Annotated in this window: 16 protein-coding genes; 14 read left to right on the forward strand and 2 right to left on the reverse strand. The window is 35.3% G+C overall.

Annotated features, from left to right (window positions below; genetic code table 11):
* Nucleotides 1–114: 114 nt before the first annotated feature.
* The 5 genes from BN2458_RS04055 to BN2458_RS04075 all read left to right on the forward strand — a co-directional run bounded on the left by BN2458_RS04055 (nucleotide 115) and on the right by BN2458_RS04075 (nucleotide 5,056).
* Nucleotides 115–1,299 (forward strand): AAA family ATPase, encoded by a 1,185-nt coding sequence (locus BN2458_RS04055; RefSeq protein WP_034342873.1) that lies wholly within the window; start codon nucleotides 115–117, stop codon nucleotides 1,297–1,299.
* Complete coding sequence (locus BN2458_RS04060; RefSeq protein ID WP_034342875.1) at nucleotides 1,296–1,757, forward strand: hypothetical protein; 462 nt, start codon at nucleotides 1,296–1,298, stop codon at nucleotides 1,755–1,757. Before BN2458_RS04055 ends, BN2458_RS04060 begins: the two co-directional genes overlap by 4 nt.
* Nucleotides 1,757–2,359, forward strand: a complete 603-nt coding sequence (locus BN2458_RS04065) for a restriction endonuclease subunit S (RefSeq protein ID WP_052082120.1) — start codon at nucleotides 1,757–1,759, stop codon at nucleotides 2,357–2,359. Before BN2458_RS04060 ends, BN2458_RS04065 begins: the two co-directional genes overlap by 1 nt.
* 77 nt (nucleotides 2,360–2,436) lie before the next feature.
* Entirely contained in the window at nucleotides 2,437–3,507 is a 1,071-nt protein-coding gene (locus tag BN2458_RS04070; RefSeq protein WP_034342877.1) for a Fic family protein, read from the forward strand.
* Nucleotides 3,508–3,616: 109 nt separating this feature from the next.
* A complete protein-coding gene (locus tag BN2458_RS04075) occupies nucleotides 3,617–5,056 on the forward strand; it encodes a type I restriction-modification system subunit M (protein ID WP_034342878.1) in 1,440 nt (479 codons plus the stop codon).
* Nucleotides 5,057–5,225: 169 nt separating this feature from the next.
* On the opposite strand, the gene BN2458_RS04080 is transcribed toward BN2458_RS04075, so the two are convergent.
* On the reverse strand, nucleotides 5,226–5,516 hold the full coding sequence (locus BN2458_RS04080; protein ID WP_407081052.1) for a peptide-methionine (R)-S-oxide reductase: 291 nt from the start codon (nucleotides 5,514–5,516) through the stop codon (nucleotides 5,226–5,228).
* A 168-nt stretch (nucleotides 5,517–5,684) separates the two neighbouring features.
* Here BN2458_RS04080 and BN2458_RS04085 point away from each other — a divergent pair, with 168 nt between their 5' ends.
* The 8 genes from BN2458_RS04085 (at nucleotide 5,685) to BN2458_RS04115 (ending at nucleotide 14,597) form a co-directional block, all read left to right on the forward strand.
* Complete coding sequence (locus BN2458_RS04085) at nucleotides 5,685–6,476, forward strand: hypothetical protein (protein ID WP_034342985.1); 792 nt, start codon at nucleotides 5,685–5,687, stop codon at nucleotides 6,474–6,476.
* Between the two features lie 66 nt (nucleotides 6,477–6,542).
* Entirely contained in the window at nucleotides 6,543–6,695 is a 153-nt protein-coding gene (locus tag BN2458_RS09905; protein WP_156407280.1) for a hypothetical protein, read from the forward strand.
* A 10-nt stretch (nucleotides 6,696–6,705) separates the two neighbouring features.
* Complete coding sequence (locus BN2458_RS04090) at nucleotides 6,706–7,293, forward strand: hypothetical protein (protein WP_226989498.1); 588 nt, start codon at nucleotides 6,706–6,708, stop codon at nucleotides 7,291–7,293.
* Nucleotides 7,294–7,438: 145 nt separating this feature from the next.
* Nucleotides 7,439–7,858 carry a hypothetical protein gene (locus tag BN2458_RS04095; RefSeq protein WP_034342843.1) on the forward strand — a complete coding sequence of 140 codons (420 nt, stop codon included), beginning with the start codon at nucleotides 7,439–7,441 and terminating at the stop codon, nucleotides 7,856–7,858.
* Nucleotides 7,859–7,997: 139 nt separating this feature from the next.
* Nucleotides 7,998–11,927: a glutamine-hydrolyzing GMP synthase gene (gene guaA, locus BN2458_RS10375; RefSeq protein ID WP_231944852.1), complete on the forward strand. Its 3,930-nt coding sequence runs from the start codon at nucleotides 7,998–8,000 to the stop codon at nucleotides 11,925–11,927.
* A 28-nt stretch (nucleotides 11,928–11,955) separates the two neighbouring features.
* The gene (locus BN2458_RS04105) at nucleotides 11,956–12,894 is read left to right on the forward strand and encodes an HTH domain-containing protein (protein WP_034342841.1); all 939 of its coding nucleotides are present in this window, start codon (nucleotides 11,956–11,958) and stop codon (nucleotides 12,892–12,894) included.
* A gap of 3 nt (nucleotides 12,895–12,897) precedes the next feature.
* Nucleotides 12,898–13,728 carry a type II restriction endonuclease gene (locus tag BN2458_RS04110; protein WP_034342839.1) on the forward strand — a complete coding sequence of 277 codons (831 nt, stop codon included), beginning with the start codon at nucleotides 12,898–12,900 and terminating at the stop codon, nucleotides 13,726–13,728.
* Complete coding sequence (locus tag BN2458_RS04115) at nucleotides 13,725–14,597, forward strand: DNA-methyltransferase (RefSeq protein ID WP_034342837.1); 873 nt, start codon at nucleotides 13,725–13,727, stop codon at nucleotides 14,595–14,597. The genes BN2458_RS04110 and BN2458_RS04115 overlap by 4 nt, the downstream gene beginning before the upstream one ends.
* 43 nt (nucleotides 14,598–14,640) lie before the next feature.
* Here BN2458_RS04115 and BN2458_RS04120 read toward each other — a convergent pair whose 3' ends face one another.
* Nucleotides 14,641–16,128 carry an ATP-binding protein gene (locus BN2458_RS04120; RefSeq protein ID WP_034342834.1) on the reverse strand — a complete coding sequence of 496 codons (1,488 nt, stop codon included), beginning with the start codon at nucleotides 16,126–16,128 and terminating at the stop codon, nucleotides 14,641–14,643.
* Nucleotides 16,129–16,279: 151 nt separating this feature from the next.
* Here BN2458_RS04120 and BN2458_RS04125 point away from each other — a divergent pair, with 151 nt between their 5' ends.
* A complete protein-coding gene (locus BN2458_RS04125) occupies nucleotides 16,280–17,326 on the forward strand; it encodes a site-specific DNA-methyltransferase (RefSeq protein ID WP_231944853.1) in 1,047 nt (348 codons plus the stop codon).
* The last annotated feature ends 132 nt before the right edge of the window (nucleotides 17,327–17,458 follow it).

The raw sequence follows: 17,458 nt of genomic DNA on the forward strand, positions 1-17,458 counted from the left end.
GGTGGTTTTGGTAGAGAGGTTGCAAGAGTTAGCGGAGGATAAGAAAGGTTAAGCTTGGCATTGGTGGGGTAAGAAGATGAAAATGATTAAGCAAAAAAAGGTATAATTTCTGCTATGGAAAAAGAAAGATTAATCATCAAAAATTTCGGTCCCATTGTTAAGGCAGATATTGAAATCAAGCCTTTTATGGTTTTTATAGGCGAGTCTGGAAGTGGCAAAAGTGTAATTTTGAAGCTTTTATCGCTTTTTCGATGGATATACAAAAAACTCGCCCTAAAAGACTTGTCAAAGAGTGCTGGCATCACAAAAGAACCTTATAGATTCCGCATAGAGAGAATGCTTAAAGAATCTGGCTTAGAGGATTTTTGTGCTAAAGGGAGTGAAGCACATTATTATATGGGTGATTTTTGTGTTTCTATTACTCGCAATGGTAAGCCACATTTAAAAACCTCAAAACAAACTTTCAATAAAATAACCCTTGAAAAAATTTCTTTTATCACAGATGATAGATTTGCCATCCCCCTACTTGTAAATAATCAAATTCGTGGAGTATCGCCTTACCATTTAGAAAAAACCTTTGAGGATTTTGAGGAATCTTTTGAGCATTTGCAGACAAATAGAAAAGCAAAAACGAAAGTTTTTGATATTGAATTATCACTTGAAAAATATGGCATACAATATCGTTTTTTTCTTAATTTTAAAGATTCTAAAACGCAATTACACAATGCCTCATCGGGTATGAAGTCCGCTTCTATCATAGAGCTTATAGCTACCTATTTTGCTACCGATAAGGAATATATGCAAAATAAATACACTGATTTTGTCATAGATATTTTTTCAAGGTTTAAAACTAGAGATACAAGCATTTTTTTAGAGAACTTAAACAATGTTAAATTCAATAAAGAACGATTTAGTCTTTTTATAGAAGAACCAGAGCTTAGTTTGTTTCCAAACGCACAAAAACGATTGATAGAATATCTTGTTGATTTATGTTTTTATTTAAATCCCAAAAAAACCATTCAAGTAGCTTTCTCCACACATAGCCCTTATATTTTAAGCACCTTAAATTGCCTTTTACTTGCTCATCAAGTGGGCAATAAGACAAGAGTAGTTGAAAGCATAATCCCAAGCAGATTTTGGCTTGACATTAAGAGATTTGATGCCTTTAAAATTAAAAATGGAGAGGTAAAAAGCATCATAGATAAAGAAACAAAATTGATTTTAGCTGATGAAATAGACGAAGTCTCCGAAGAAATAGGGGAAATGTTTGATAGTCTTTTAGACTTGGAGTATAAATGAGGGAAGATTTTTTAAACCATTCTAGACTATACTTAGAAAATCAAGTTTTATCCTGCGAAGAAAAGAGTAAAAAATTTCAACTAGAAACACAGCAAGCAAGATTCTATCTCATTAATATAGATGGCGAAATAGAAAACAATACTGAAGATAGAAAATGTGATTTCCTTGTTATAAAAGAAACAAGTGAGGATATTTGGATATATGTAGAGCTTAAGGGTAATAAAATCAAAGATGCTTGTGAGCAAGTTCAAGCAACCTATAACAGATACCAACCACCTAACGCTTTAAAATATATTGCTATTGTTGCCTCACGATTTCCTAAAGGCGATACAAGCATTCAAAGGCTAAAAGCTTATGCTAAAAAAATGGGTTTTAAAGAAGTTTTTTACAAGGAACGTATTTTAGAATTAGCTTATGACACAAACGATTTAAGAAATCCCATTAAGAAAACAAATTAATGCCAAGCAATCCATTTCAGAATCTCCCGCAAGGTTGGGAAATCAAAACACTCGGGGAAGTGTGTGAGATTTTGGATAATATGCGAAAGCCAATTAATGCAGATGAAAGAGGGCAAAGACTTAAGAAGGCAGAAAATAGATACCCATACTATGGTACAACAGGGCAAGTTGGTTACATTGATGATTATTTATGTGATTTTGAAGCTATTTTACTTGGTGAAGACGGCGCACCATTTTTAGAATTTATGAAAAACAAAGCTTATATAGTTAGTGGGAAATATTGGGTAAATAATCACGCACATATTTTAAAAACAAAAGAAAATATAGCAAACAATAAATTTATATGCCATTTTCTTAACATTTTAGATTATACACCCTATGTTTCAGGCACAACTAGACTAAAACTTAATCAATCATCTATGAAGCAAATCAAAATCCCTCTCCCACCCCTTGCAACCCAAAATCAAATCGTGCAGATTTTAGAATCCAAATTCACTCATTTAGACAATTTAGCGCAGTTTGTGAATGAGAGCCTAGAAAATCTCCAAAAACTCAAATCCTCACTTTTAAACCAAGCCTTTAAGGGTGAGCTGATATGTTAAGTTTCCACTTGATTTTTAACATATTTTGTTATAATGTTAAAAAATTTTATATTTTTTAACATATCAAGGCAAGGCGAATGAAAGAATTTATCCCAAATGAACTTCCATTAGAAATTCCTATAAGTGAAAATATGTATAAATTACTTGTAACTGCTTCAAGGGCTTTGAGTGAGCTAAGAGGTATAGCAAGGACAATTCCCAACCGCTTTATATTGATTAATGCATTAGTCTTACAAGAAGCAAAGGATTCTAGTGAGATAGAAAATATTATCACTACGCACGATGAATTGTTTTTATCGCAAGTTGATAAGAGTAAAATGGCAAAAGCTACTAAAGAGGTGCAAGATTATGGTAAGGCTCTACAAATAGGATTTCGGCTTATTAGTAGGGATAGGTTGTTTAGAAACTCTCATATTTTGGCGATTCAAAAACGACTTGAACGCAATGATGCGGGGTTTAGACGACAAAGTGGCACAATGCTTAAAAATCCAAGCACAGGAGAAATTAAGCATATTCCACCACAGCATTATGAGGATATAGTGCGTTTAATGAGTAATTTAGAGCAATATATAAATGATGATAGTATGCAAGACTTAGACCCGCTTATCAAAATGGCAATTATTCATTATCAATTTGAAAGCATACACCCATTTTATGATGGGAATGGGAGAAGTGGGAGGATTATTAATATCCTATATCTTGTGTATAAAGGGCTTTTGGACTTGCCTATACTCTACCTAAGTGGTTATATTGTGCGGCATAAGGCAGAATATTATGAACTTTTACAAAAAGTGCGTGATGAAAATGCGTGGGAAGAGTGGATAAGCTATATTTTAAAAGGAGTAGAATATACTTCTAAAACAACGACTACAACAATAAAAGCTATTCAAAGCCTTATGCAACATACAAAAGATTTATTAAAAAATCAAACTGAATTTTACACAAAAGATTTTTTAGAGACTTTGTTTATACACCCATACACTAGGATAGAAACGATTGCAAGTAAGCTTAATATCACAAGGCAGACCGCTTCAAAATATCTTAAAATTTGTGAGGAGCTTAAAATCATGCGATGTGTAAAAATAGGTAGGAATCATTATTATGTCAATATTGGCTTATTTGAATTGTTTAAAAAAGGAGTATGTTAAAATTCCGCTTGATTTTTAACAGAATGGGAGATTGTGTTAAAAAAATGAGAGAAAATTAACATATTGTGGAAATAGGTTGAAACTTTAAAAATAATACAAAGGGGCAAAAATGAGTGAAAAGGCGATTGTTGCAAAGGTGTGGAATTTCGCAACGATTTTGCGTGATAGTGGTGTGAGTTATACCGAGTATGTCGCGCAGTTAAGCTATTTGCTGTTTTTGAAAATGGAAAGTGAGAGGGAGAGTATCGGGGAGAGTAGCAAAATCCCTACAAGCTGCAAATGGGAGAGATTGATACGCTTAGATGGGTTGGAGCTAGAGAGTGCGTATAATGCCGCGTTAGCGCAACTTGCAAAGAGTGAGGGCGTGATAGGGCTTATCTATAATGATGCGCAAAACAAAATCAAAGAACCCGCGAATCTCAAAAAGCTTTTTGTGCTTATGGATAGTGAGACTTGGCTAGGCTTGAATGTAGATGTCAAAGGTGCGATTTATGAGGGATTACTTGCCAAAAACGCCACAGAGACAAAGGCGGGAGCGGGGCAGTATTTCACTCCTAGAGTGCTGATAGATTCTATCGTGGGGTTAATGGAGCTAAAGCCCAATATGGAGGTGTGCGACCCTGCGTGTGGGACGGGTGGATTTTTGCTAAGTGCGTATGAGGTGATGAAAGCACAGACGAAAGACAAAGAGGAGCTCAAATGCTTACGAAATGAGAGGCTTTGTGGCAAGGACATCACGCCCTTAGTGGCGTCTTTGTGCGCGATGAATCTATATCTGCACGGAATCGGGGGCGAGGGAGGCATTATAGAAATCGGGGATTCTCTAAGTGAGTTAGGCAATCGGCGGTTTGATAGGGTGCTAACCAATCCGCCCTTTGGCAAGAAGTCGGCGACTAAGATTTTAGCCGAAAATGGCAAGGTGAAAAGCCAAAAGGACGAATACAACAGAGAGGATTTTTTCGCCACGACTTCTAATAAACAGCTCAATTTCTTGCAACACATTATGAATCTTTTAAAAATCGGGGGTAAAGCGGCAGTCGTGTTACCCGATAATGTGCTGTTTGAAGCAGGAGCAGGAGAGAAAGTGCGTAAAAAGCTTTTAGAGGATTTCAATCTGCATACGATTTTGCGACTGCCCACAGGGATTTTTTACGCGCAAGGGGTGAAAGCAAATGTGCTATTTTTTGACAAAGTGGCAACAAGTGAGGATTCCACACAAAAAGTATGGGTGTATGATATGCGCACGAATATGAATCTAAGCCTTGTAACAAGTCCTTTAAGTGCAGAGCATTTAAGGGAGTTTGAAGCAAGTTTTTGTGTGGGGGCAATGGAAAATCGCAAGGAGAGTGAGCGATTTCGCTCGTTTGACATTGGGGAGATTAAGAAGCGCAACAAGATGAATTTAGATATTTTTTGGCTAAAAGATGAGAGTTTAGAGGATTTGGAGAATCTACCAAGCCCAAAAGAATTAAGCGAGGAAATCTGTATAAGTCTTAAGAATGCGCTTAGGGAAGTGGAGGGTCTAAAGGTGGTAGAAAAGAATATATGAAGCTTAAAAGAGAGGAAAACCAACACATAAGCTGCAATCAGGCAATATATCCTTTTGCGATGGATTTGAACTGCGTTTATTAGAGTGGCTTTAATTAAATATATTGTTATTTAAAAATATTTAAGCATATAAACTTGTGTATTGCTTTATATATTTATTTTTCATTTTGTTAAGAAGGTAAAATGCAATACGAATAGCTACAATCCAAAGCATAAATGCGATGGCTAGTACCAAACAATTCGGGTATGTGCTTTATTGCACCTTGAATCTCATCATCAAAACTCGCCCAACCACAATGACTAGGGAATTTTGCACTTGATTCATAAAGAGGTGTGCCGCATTGCCTACAAAGATAGCTTCCATTTTCAAAATAATCAGTATAGATTCCGCTAAAAGGTGCTTCTGTGGCTTTATGCAAAAGAACCGCGCATTCTTGTTCGTTTAATGGTGGCATTTTCATATTAATCCTTTCTTTGAGATATAAATTTTTGCAATGTTTCGTCTATATTCTTTACTTCACCTCTTGGGCTAGGATAATCTAGCTCATTCTTAAATTTTAAACTTATTTAAGTAAGGCATAATATGTTTTTTTGCATAATTCACCCTTTATTTTACAAAAAGGACAGAAATGAAAGGTAAGATTTTAGGCGCTGGTGCAATTAGTGGCGCAGACGGCAATCGTTATGATTTTGATATTGCAGATATTGAGAATCTTAATGGCAAGACACAGGAGCAGCTTGTCGGGGCTGAAGTAGATTTTGAGGTTGTAGAGGATAGCAAAAGTGCAAAGTCGATTTTTGTTACAAGCACAAATCTTTCTGTTAATCTTGATGTGAATGATATCAAGGAAAGATTTAGTGCAAATGACGCGCAAGGTGTGCGCTTCAAGTTTCTAATGGCTATTGTGCTTTATGCTGTTGGTGCTTTGTTTGCATTTATACCATTCCTTGGTTTTATCGTAACGCCTATTTGTTCGATTGCGGCGATTGTGATTTTTGTTTTAGCGACTTTGCGGCTCAATAGCCTTGCAGAAAGTAGGACTTTATTTAAGAATTTTCTTTATTCTATCGTTATCGGTATAGTCGCGTCCGTTGTAGCTGGTGCACTTGGTGGCGCTTCTTTGATTCGTGGTAGTGCAGATGATATGGGTGTGCTATTCTTTGTGGCAGTGGCGATACTTGTTGTTGGGTTTATTGCTTCGTTTGTATTCTATGCTTTCTATATGCGCGAAATGGCGTTTGTGATGCAGCAAAAATTCATTCTTTACTCATTCTGGTGCAACCTTGTTGGTGTTGTGCTTGCGGTGCTTTTTATCGGCTATATTTTGATTTTTGTTGCTTTTGTGTTGTTTGTGATAGGCGTGTATCAATTCCGTGAGGTGCGCAAACGCACAGAAAACGATGTAATACCTTGGTTCTAAGAGGCATTTGCGGTGGGCTGCCTTGAAAAGCCTATTTGCCCCTTTTATGCCTCTGTGCTTTAATGAATGATACTTGAAGTAGAGGGTGTAGGAGTGATTACCAAATCCGATTTACTTCATTCTCCTATCATAGGCTGCACGAAAACAACCGCAGGGATTCCTACTCCTTGCATTAAAGTCTCTGTTAATTATCATTGGAGCATAGAGAATGCAGCATAAAAGGCATAAAATGATATATATTGTTTCGGGCATATTTGGAATCTTAATAGTATTTTTTATGATAAAAGGTTGTTCTTATCCTACAAGTTATCGTGCCTTTATCCCTAAGGCTTTAGATTCTGAATATAAGGAATATCAAAGACTTTGTAAAGAAGAGATAGGCAAGGTATTGTATGCAAGACCTGCAGGAGAGGGGGCTAGATTGGAGGATATACGTCTTTCTTTTCCTAATTCTCTTGTGAGTGATTCTATTAGATTAAACATAGTGAGCGTTTCAGATGGAAAAAAAATTATATATATATACACACAAGCTTTTGAATATTATACAAGCTGGACAAAAAAAAGCTTTTCAATGCACAGCGACCATAAACAACGTATCCGATGCAGACCTTTTAAAGATTTGAAAGAAGAATATGATATAATAGAGAAAATAGCTCTTGAAAATAAAGAATATATAGGAGATGAAATGATTATCAAAGAAAGGCATAGAATATATCATATGGATTATGCTTCTTCTCAAAAATATATCTCACAAGTCTTTAAAGAAGCTATTAATGCAAAAAGCTCCCACTACATTGATTTGAAGGAATTCCAATGACCCACTCCTATAAATACTCTCTTGGTATTTATGCCAATGCAAATTGGGCATCTCTTGGAAGAAAGGGTAATCCTTTTATGTTAATAATGGATTACCTTTGTAGTTGATTTTCAGTTTTGGGAACTAAAATAAAAAGGAGGATATAATGAAAAAAATAAATAGATTGTTTGTTTTATTAATTCTTTCTTTTTATATTTCAAATGCAGGGGAGCAAGAAAGATTCTTGGATTCTTACAGAAAAGCCACAGAGCTTGGTTGGTTAGGATTATCCCATTGTATGGGCATAGATGATAAGAGTGAAATTGAAAAAGAACTTTATCACTTATCACTTGACCCCACTAGAGATAAAGTAAAAATAACGGATTCAAAAGCAGCTTTTAATGAATTAAAACAATATATTGATGAAGAAAAAGAATTTTATGGCATTAGCAATGAAAATATAAAATTAAGTTATAAAAATTTTAAGGGTTATATGAAAATGTTTTATTATGGCACTAGATATGGTTCAGATTACGATTTCAAGGTTGAACGCATTGTCAAAAAATACTGCAAGGAATGCAAATAATCTAAATTCTCTTAATTGTTGCATTTTAAATGAGCGTATTACTCTTATTTATGTTACTTACAATGTTTCTTAAAGCAACTTTTGGCTATGATTCCGCCAAAAATTAACAAATGCAAACCTACTTTGTCAAGGATTCTTTATGCAAGCAAATAATGTCCAAATTTTAGTGCTAGATTTTGGCTCTCAATACACACAGCTCATCGCAAGGCGACTGCGTGAATATGGCGTTTATACCGAGATTGTCCCTTACTTTGAAAAGCTAGATTCTATTAAGAGCAAAAATCCTAAAGGCATTATCCTAAGTGGAGGACCTGCAAGCGTGTATGAAAAAGACGCTTATAAGCCTGATAGTGCGATTTTCACGCTTGGGATTCCCATTCTTGGCATCTGCTATGGTATGCAGCTCATTGCCCAACATTTTGGCGGACGCGTCATCAAGGCGGACGCGCAAGAATTTGGCAAGGCGGTGCTAGAGATTATGGAATCTTCTCAAGATTCTAAAGATTCATCTTGTTTCGCATTTCAAGGTGCTTCTCAAGGCATACAAGCACCGATGACGCTCTCTTTTGATATTTTTTCTCATCGCAAGTTTCCTCAAATGCTCACAGCCCTGCTTGATTTATGGGAAGATTCTGTGCAAGCAAGCCATATTTTTTTAACTAAGCAACACATTGCAGAGATTAGACCAGAAGTCAAAGCGGCATTGCAAAGCTCCCAAAACATCATCACTGCGACAGATAAAAAGGACTTTTTGGGCTTTGTTGGTGTGGAAAAGAATAAGATTGAAATGCTTTTTGTCGCATCAAGTGCTTTTAGAAAAGGTATAGGCAAAGCACTACTCAAAGAAGCATTAGAGCGATATTTGAAAGACTATCCTTGCATTTTAGTAGATTGCAATGAGCAAAATACGCAAGGTTTGGCATTTTATAAGTCTTTAGGCTTTGAAAAAGTAGGAATGAGCGAAAAAGATTCCGCAGGGAGAGACTTCCCCATCGTGCATTTAAAGGTGAGCAAAGCGATATTAAAAAAAGCACTTGAAAGAGAAACTAGCGATTCTGTGGCAAATGCTTTTGTGTGCGAGAGTGAGCGCGTCTTTTTGCGCCCTTACACGCAGGCAGATTTTGCGGCATTGCATAAAACTGTGAGCGATAAGGAAACAATGTATGCGTGGGGGCAGGGCTTTAGCAAAAAGCAGAGCCAAGAATGGCTGGATAAGCAATTAGCGCATTATCAACAATATGGCTTTGGAATCTGGGCGATTATAGAGAAGCAAAGCGGCGCAATTATCGGCAATGCGGGGCTAAATCATACGGAGATAAGTCTAAAGGGAAAAACTCAAAAAATTGTAGAAATCGGCTATCTTTTGCACCGCAATTTTTGGGGCAAAGGCTATGGAAGCGAAGTGGCTAGAATGTGTGTAAAATATGGGTTTGAAACTCTAGGATTAGAGGAAGTGTATTGCCTCATCAAAGAGGATAATAAAGCTTCAATCAAGGTAGCAAAAATGCTTGAAATGGAGCTTATAGGGAAACACATCAAAAACTATAAGGGCAAGGAATTACCCCATTGTGTCTTTAGGCTTGAAAAAAAAGTATGGCAAGAATTAGGAAATAGCGCCACGCAAGGTTTTAAATCTTGCTCACTTTTTAAAGGCGTGAAGCAAGATTCTATCGTGTGGATGAGCCACGCGGACAAGGTAGAATCTATCCCGCAAGGATTTAGAGAGCTTGCAAAGTCTGGAAATACGCATTATTGCGCGATTGCGGATTCTAAACGCAAGATTTATGCCCTGCAGTTTCACCCTGAAGTTGTGCATAGTGAATGTGGTGGGCAAATGTTGCAAAACTTTGCAGTAGGGATTTGCGGTGCAAATACTTGCTGGAATATGCGTCATTTCGCGCAAAATGAGATTGAAAAATTGCGCCGTATCGTCTATGGAGGCAAGGCACATTGTGAAAATCCTATGAGTTTTATGCAGATTCAAGAAGCCTTTAAGCACATTGGCAAAGCACAAACCATACAAAGACTTGTTGAAATCTGGGAGGAAGGTGCAAGGGCTACACACAAAGATTTAAGCGAAAATGAAATTGCGGGTATGAGAGAGGAAATACGGGAGGCTATATTAAAATCTAAAAATTTACTTATAGCGCAAAAAAATGAAGAATGGTTAGGTTTTATTGAGATAGAAAAAAATGAAATTGCAATGCTTTTTGTCGCTCCAAAAGCCTTTAGAAAGGGTTTGGGCAAGGCACTGCTCAAAGAGGCATTTATGCGGTATTTAGGTGCATTTGAAGTGATAAAGGTTAATAGTCTTGAGTGGGCTTTAGGATTCTATCAGGCTTTGGGGTTTGCAAAAACAGGAAAAAAGCCTATCCCTGCGGGGAGTGCTGGTGCATTTTCACCCGAACTTATCCCTCTAAGCATTGCGCGTGAGAGTTTGCAAAAGTCTTTGGGGCTTGAGGCGCAAGATTCAAATGAGGGTGTGCGTGAAAAGGTGCGTTGCGCTTGGGCTACCGATAAGGACGAGGCGGCGCGTAAGCTCTATGAGGACTATCACGACACAGAGTGGGGCGAACCACTGCACGAGGATAAAAAGCTCTTTGAACATCTTGTGCTAGAGGGCTTTCAAGCGGGACTTTCTTGGATTACAATTCTTAAAAAACGCGAGGCTTTTAGGGTGGCATTTGATGACTTTGACCCTCACATTGTAGCCAACTATGATGAGGACAAAATCAAAGAGCTAATGCGAAATGAGGGGATTATTAGGAATCGTGCCAAAATAGAAGCAGCGATTATCAATGCTAAGGCATTTATGGCGGTGCAAAGGGAGTTTGGGAGCTTTGATAAATATATTTGGGGCTTTGTGGGAGGTAAGCCGATTATCAATGCCTTTGAAAGCATTGCGGATTTACCCGCTTCCACGCCGCTATCGGATAAAATCGCTAAGGATTTGAAAAAGCGCGGGTTTAAGTTTGTCGGCACTACGACTATGTATGCGATGATGCAGAGTATTGGAATGGTGAATGACCATCTTACCTCGTGCTTTAAGTGCAATTCGTCTCTTGCGCAATCTTCGCAGGAATTTCACAAAAATACTTCACTCTCAAGGGTAATGACCGAAGCTGAAGCGAAGCAATCGCCATTTTTAGCCCAAAAGCCAACGTCATCTAAGGTTTTGTGTGCAGTGAGTGGTGGGGTAGATTCTAGTGTCGTTGCAGCGTTGCTTTATCGTGCCATTGGGGAGAATCTTATTCCGGTGTTTGTGGATACCGGACTTTTGCGCAAGGGTGAGAGAGAGGCAGTGGAGAAAATGTTTAAAGAAAACCTCAAAGTGCCACTGATTACTGCGGACGCAAGTGAGTTATTTTTAAGCCGCCTTAAGGGTGTGCTTGACCCCGAGATGAAGCGTAAAATTATCGGCGAGACCTTCATTGAAGTCTTTGAAAAAGAGGCGAAAAAGCATAATACAAAAGGCGAGATAAAGTTCCTCGCACAAGGCACACTCTACCCTGATGTGATAGAATCTGTGAGCGTGAAGGGACCCTCTAAGACGATAAAGTCGCATCACAATGTCGGCGGGCTGCCTGAATGGATGAAGTTTGAGCTGATTGAGCCATTACGAGAGCTATTTAAAGATGAAGTGAGGGCATTAGGGCGAGAGCTAGGAATGCCCGAATCTATGCTAATGCGCCACCCATTCCCGGGACCAGGACTAGCCATTCGCATTATGGGTGAGGTAAATAAGGCGGATTTGGATTTGCTGCGTGAGGCGGATTCTATCTTTATAGACGAGCTACATAAACAAGGCTACTATGATAAAGTGTGGCAGGCGTTTTGTGTGCTGCTCAATGTGCGGAGTGTGGGTGTAATGGGCGATAATCGCACTTATGATAATACGATTTGTGTGCGAGCGGTGGAAGCGATTGACGGAATGACTGCAACTTTTGCGCATTTACCTCACGATTTTTTAGAGGGCGTAAGTAATAGAATCATCAACGAAGTAGAGGGCATTAATCGTGTCGTCTATGACATCACGAGCAAACCTCCGGGCACGATTGAGTGGGAGTGAATACTAACAGAATTCAAAAAGGAGTAAAATGACTTATAAAGAATTGATTGTAGAGGCTTTAAAACAAACAAAAGAGCCTTTGACAAGTGAGCAAATTTGGTTAAGGGCTTGTGAAATTGGGCTTGATAAAAAGCTTTCAAGCGTTGGAAAAACGCCTATTAAAACTATTGGAGCTGTCATTTATACTCGTATTAAAAGAAGAGAAAATTGTTTCATTGTTGCCTCTAGAAAGCCTACAACTTTTTGGCTCAAGGCTAGAGAGGGTGAATTAGCTCATTTAAAAATTAATGATGCATTGGCAGATGAAAAAGACAAACAAGAAAAGAATCCATTTCACGAAAGGGATTTGCATCCCTTACTTGTAAAATTTCTCTATGAAAATTCTAATTTTAATCTCCAATGCAAAACTATTTACCACGAAAAAAGCAGAAAAGCAGCAATGGGTAAAGACAAATGGAATTACCCTGATATTGTAGGCGCGTATTTTCCTTATGATGATTACAACAAAGAGACTTTGACACTTTTGCATAATATAGGGCAAAATAGTTACAAATTTTTTTCATTTGAGCTTAAAATCAGTCTTGATTTTTCAAATTTAAAAGAAAGTTATTTTCAAGCCGTGAGTAATTGTAGCTGGGCAAATGAAGGATACTTGGTAGTTTTTAAAGAAATTGATGATGAAGTTTTAAGTGAATTGAGGCGACTTAATCAAAGCTTTGGTATAGGGGTGATAAAACTTGAGTGTGACATTTTAGACTCTAAAATTTTGCTTAGTTCCAAAGAAAGAGATCTTGACATACAAACACTAAATATGCTTTTAGAAAAAAATAGCGATTTTAAAACTTTTATTGAAGATATAAACAAACAAATCAAAGCAGGGTTTGATACAGAAATAAAAGCAAAATTTGATAAAGTTTTTGATGATGAAGAAATGCAAAAATATCTTAAAGAAAATACATTGGAGTAGGAAATGAAAAATAATCTACCTTTTGATGAATTTTTACAAAGCCTTCAAACAAGCAATAGAACTTTGGATTTTTTTGTAGATTGGCAAAAATGTCTCAAAAATAAAAATGAGATAAGCATAGCTTTAAATCATTTGAATTTTTTACTTGGAAAAGATACACAAGAGCTAAAAATTTATATTAAAAGCCTTTTTGAAGAATATCCCAAAGCTTTTAGTGTTTTAAATATTCTCATTGCTGTGAGAGATAGAAATGATTTGGTGCTTGATGTTGATGGTAATTTTTACCCTTTAAATTCTTATTTTGAAAATTGTGAAAAAATTTATGAGTTCATTTGTCAAACAGGTTTGGAGCAAATTTTTTGCAATAGAAATATTAAAGATTTAAATGATTTCGTTTTTGGTATAGAAGTTGGGCTTGATAGTAATGCGAGAAAAAATCGTAGCGGAAAGGCTATGGAAACTTATCTTGGCAGTCTTTTTGCTAATGCTCAATTAAGTTTCGAAGAACAAGTTGATATTAGAAATTTTAAGGATTTACACCAAGCTTTTGGAGATGATATTAAAAAGTTTGATTTTGTTATTTTTGGCAAAGATACAAATTATTTTATAGAATCTAACTTTTATGCAGGTGGTGGAAGTAAGCTTAATGAAGTAGCGAGAGCCTATCAAGATTTAGCTCCAAAATTTGAAATATTTTCAAATTATGAATTTATTTGGATAACTGATGGCAAAGGTTGGTTGAGTGCCAAAAACAAACTTCAAGAAGCTTATAAATATGTAGAAATCTATAATTTAAGCAATATAGGTAATTTTATACAAAAGGTTAGAAAATGAAAACACCATATTCTAGCAAAGTTTTTCACCCTATTTTTATGAGTGAAGATAAACTTTTTAAGCTTTATCAAGGAGATTGTAATGAGATTTTGCCTCAATTTGAAAATAAATTTGATCTAATTTTTGCTGATCCTCCCTATTTTCTCTCCAATGATGGTTTAAGCATACAAAGTGGAAAAATTGTAAGTGTGAATAAGGGCGAATGGGATAAGGGAGAAAATATCAGTGATATTGATGAATTTAATTTACAATGGATAAGCAATGCAAAAAAAGCTTTAAAAAATACGGGGAGTATTTTAATTAGCGGAACTTATCACAATATTTTTTCTTTAGGTGGCATCTTGCAAAAACTTGATTTTAAAATTTTAAATATCATCACTTGGCAAAAGACAAATCCTCCTCCAAATTTTAGTTGTCGTTATCTCACACATTCAACAGAACAAATCATTTGGGCAAGAAAAAGCTCTAAACATAAACATATTTTTAATTATGAAATTTTAAAAAAACTTAATGGAGACAAACAAATGCGTGATGTGTGGAGTTTTCCAGCCATTGCACCTTGGGAGAAAAGCTTTGGCAAACATCCAACACAAAAGCCTCTAGCCCTTTTGGTACGATTGCTTTTAATGGCAAGCGACAGAGATTCTGTTGTTTGCGATCCTTTTAGTGGAAGCTCTACCACAGGAATAGCCGCTAATCTTTTAAATAGAAAATTTATTGGCATAGAAAAAGAAAATGAGTTTATAAAAATATCTATAAACAGAAAGAGAGAATTAGAAAAAAATCTTGAAATAATAAAAAATAAAATTAATGATTTAAAGATTTTGGAAAGTATGGGGTTATTTACAATAGATATTAATCGTGTGTAATATAAGCGGTATCACTTTCAAACTTTATTAAGCAAAATCAAAGTTAGCTTTCACATAGAATTTCCACACACTTTTTATAAATATCAGGATTATTAATAATAATCAACTTAAGTCGTTTTCTTACTCTTGTTAGGGCTTGAAATAGTGTTTCTAAGGGATTATAATAAGCTCTAGCTTTATAGCTTAATCTACCTTCTTCTGTATAGTAGAAATCTTCAGTAATTATTATAACAATATTGTCCCATTCTTGTCCAATAGCTTGATGAGAGCTTGTGTCTGAAGAAAATTGAACTTGGCTTAATTTTTCTTGTGTATGCAAACTAGTGGAGAGATAAATATATTTCCATTTTTCTTTAATTAAAAAATTAACATATTCTTGCGTATCTTGTAAGTTATTTGCGTAGTATAAGGATATATTTTTAAATTCCTTTGGTTTTGAATCTTGAGATTCTTTATTTTTTGGATTAAATATTTTTTTAATGAAATAAGCAATTTCTTTATTGTGTCTAATTTTATTCTTTAATTTATAATCAGCTCCCTTTGCGACTTTTTGAATTGCTTGTGTTACTTCCTTTGCTTCGTTAGCTCTGTTAAGTCTTTGATGAACATCGTGAGAAAAAATTAATATTCCATTTTCTTTTATTTGCAGTATTTCTTTTAGCTGTTTAACGCTTATTCTTTGAGATTCATCAACAATAATAATATCGGCTTGAATTTGTTTAATATGATTAAAATCTTTGATTGGGTAAATATTCCACTTCAAATCTCTAAGTTTATATATTCCTTCATTAAGACTTGCACAATGCACAATTACAACTTTATAGCTTTGTTTCATTAATTTTTTTGCAATGTGATATGTTAGCAGAGTTTTTCCTGTTCCAGCTTGACCAGATATTGAAAATATATAATGACTTTTTTGATGAATCTTTTCTAATATCTCCTTACAGATTTGTTCTTGATAGTTAGTTAAAAAATATTGTTCATCGATAAATGATTGTGTATTGTTAAAAGGAGAGATTAAATAATTAATTGGGGCAAATAAAGTATCTGGATGTCTTTGTTCGCTTTCAAACTCTCTAAGTTCTTGGAGTAAGTTAGGTGTTTCAATTTCTTTCAATTCTCCCTTGAAATATTTATAGAGTTTCTTTTGAGTAGCCACAAAGGTATAACAATGAATCTCTTTGTTAAGAGGAGAAAAATAGTGGTAGTTGCGCTGAAGTTGTTTAAGAATTTTATCGGTTGCAATCTCCTCAAATTTTAACTCAATATTAATAATTTTATTCTTTTCAAATCTAACTAAATCAAATTCTTTTCCGATTTGTGGAATAGTGTAGTTAATGTAATAGCCCTCAAAAACATTAAAATTTTCATCTTTTAATTTTCTAAACTCTTGACATAAAAGACATAAACTTTGAATCTCGTGTTTTTTAACATTTTGAATTTGTAGAAATTCTTTAATATGTTTGTCCGATAGTAATTCTTCTTCTTTAAAAAGATTGCAAATTTCTAAAAGATTTACAGTCCTTTGCATAAAGATTTTTCCTCACTTGGTAAAATGAATTTTTATGTGTGATTGTATCATAAATGTTTCAGATACAGCTATGCAAAAATTTGCAAAGGAATATTAAGCTATACTCGCCTAAAAGGCTTAGATTTTATCGCAAGATTTTCTAAAACTCCCATTGAGTAGAGAATTACAAGGGAGTTACAATCAAAAAAATTTACTTATTTTTGATGATAACCTCAATGCTATGCAAAATCTCTTGCAAAATCAAGCTAAAAGCTTCAAAAATAGCATTGATTTAATCTATATTGACCCTCCTTTTGCCACAAATAATATCTTTAGACTAGGAAGCACGATGAGCGCAAGTTTAGATTCAAAAATTGCATATAAAGACAAATTTAATTTGGAATCTTATTTGGAATTTCTCTACTATCGTCTAATTTTAATCAAAGAATTAATGAGTGAAAAAGGGAGTCTGTCTTTACACATTGATGATAAGGTGGGACATTATGTCAAAATCCTCTGTGATGAGATTTTTGGGAGAGAGCATTTTATTAGTGATATTGCGCGTATTAAATGCAATCCCAAAAACTTCAAACGCAAAGCCTATGGAAATATCAAAGATAGAATCTTATTTTATGTAAAAAGCAATCAATATGTTTGGAATGAAGTTTGTGAGGAAATCACAAAAAATGATTTACATAAACGATTTAAAAAGCAAGATGAAAGAGGATACTATACTACGATTCCGCTTCACGCACCCGGAGTTACGCAAAAGGGAGAAAGCGGACAAGAATGGAATGGCTTAAAACCTCCAGAGGGCAGACATTGGCGTTGCTCTTTAAACGAGTTAGATAAGCTAGAAAAAGCCGGACTGATTGAGTGGAGCAAAAATGGAGTGCCTAGAAAAAAGGTGTATGCAAAAGATTGCAAGGGTAAAAAGATTCAAGATATTTGGGAGTTTAAAGACACGCAAAGCCCTATGTATCCTACACAGAAAAATAATGCGATGTTAAAAAGAATTATTCAAATGTCCTCCAATGTGGATTCCTTAGTAATGGATTGCTTTTGTGGAAGCGGAGGATTTTTGAGAGAATCTTTTTTGCTTGGGCGAAACTTTATAGGCATTGATGAGAGCAAAGAAGCAATTAAGATTAATCAAAAATGGATAAAAGAATATAATAAACAACATCTTATCAAATGCAAATGTAGCTTTTTGGAATGAGCATAAAATCAAATTGATACAGCAGAATCCAATAGAATTATCATTAACAAAATAATCAACGAGGTAAAGGGCATTAATTGTATAAGCCTTGTGATATCATAAATAAAACCTCGGGATAGATTCAAATGGAAG

Source organism: Helicobacter typhlonius (assembly GCF_001460635.1).
Taxonomy (GTDB): domain Bacteria; phylum Campylobacterota; class Campylobacteria; order Campylobacterales; family Helicobacteraceae; genus Helicobacter_C; species Helicobacter_C typhlonius.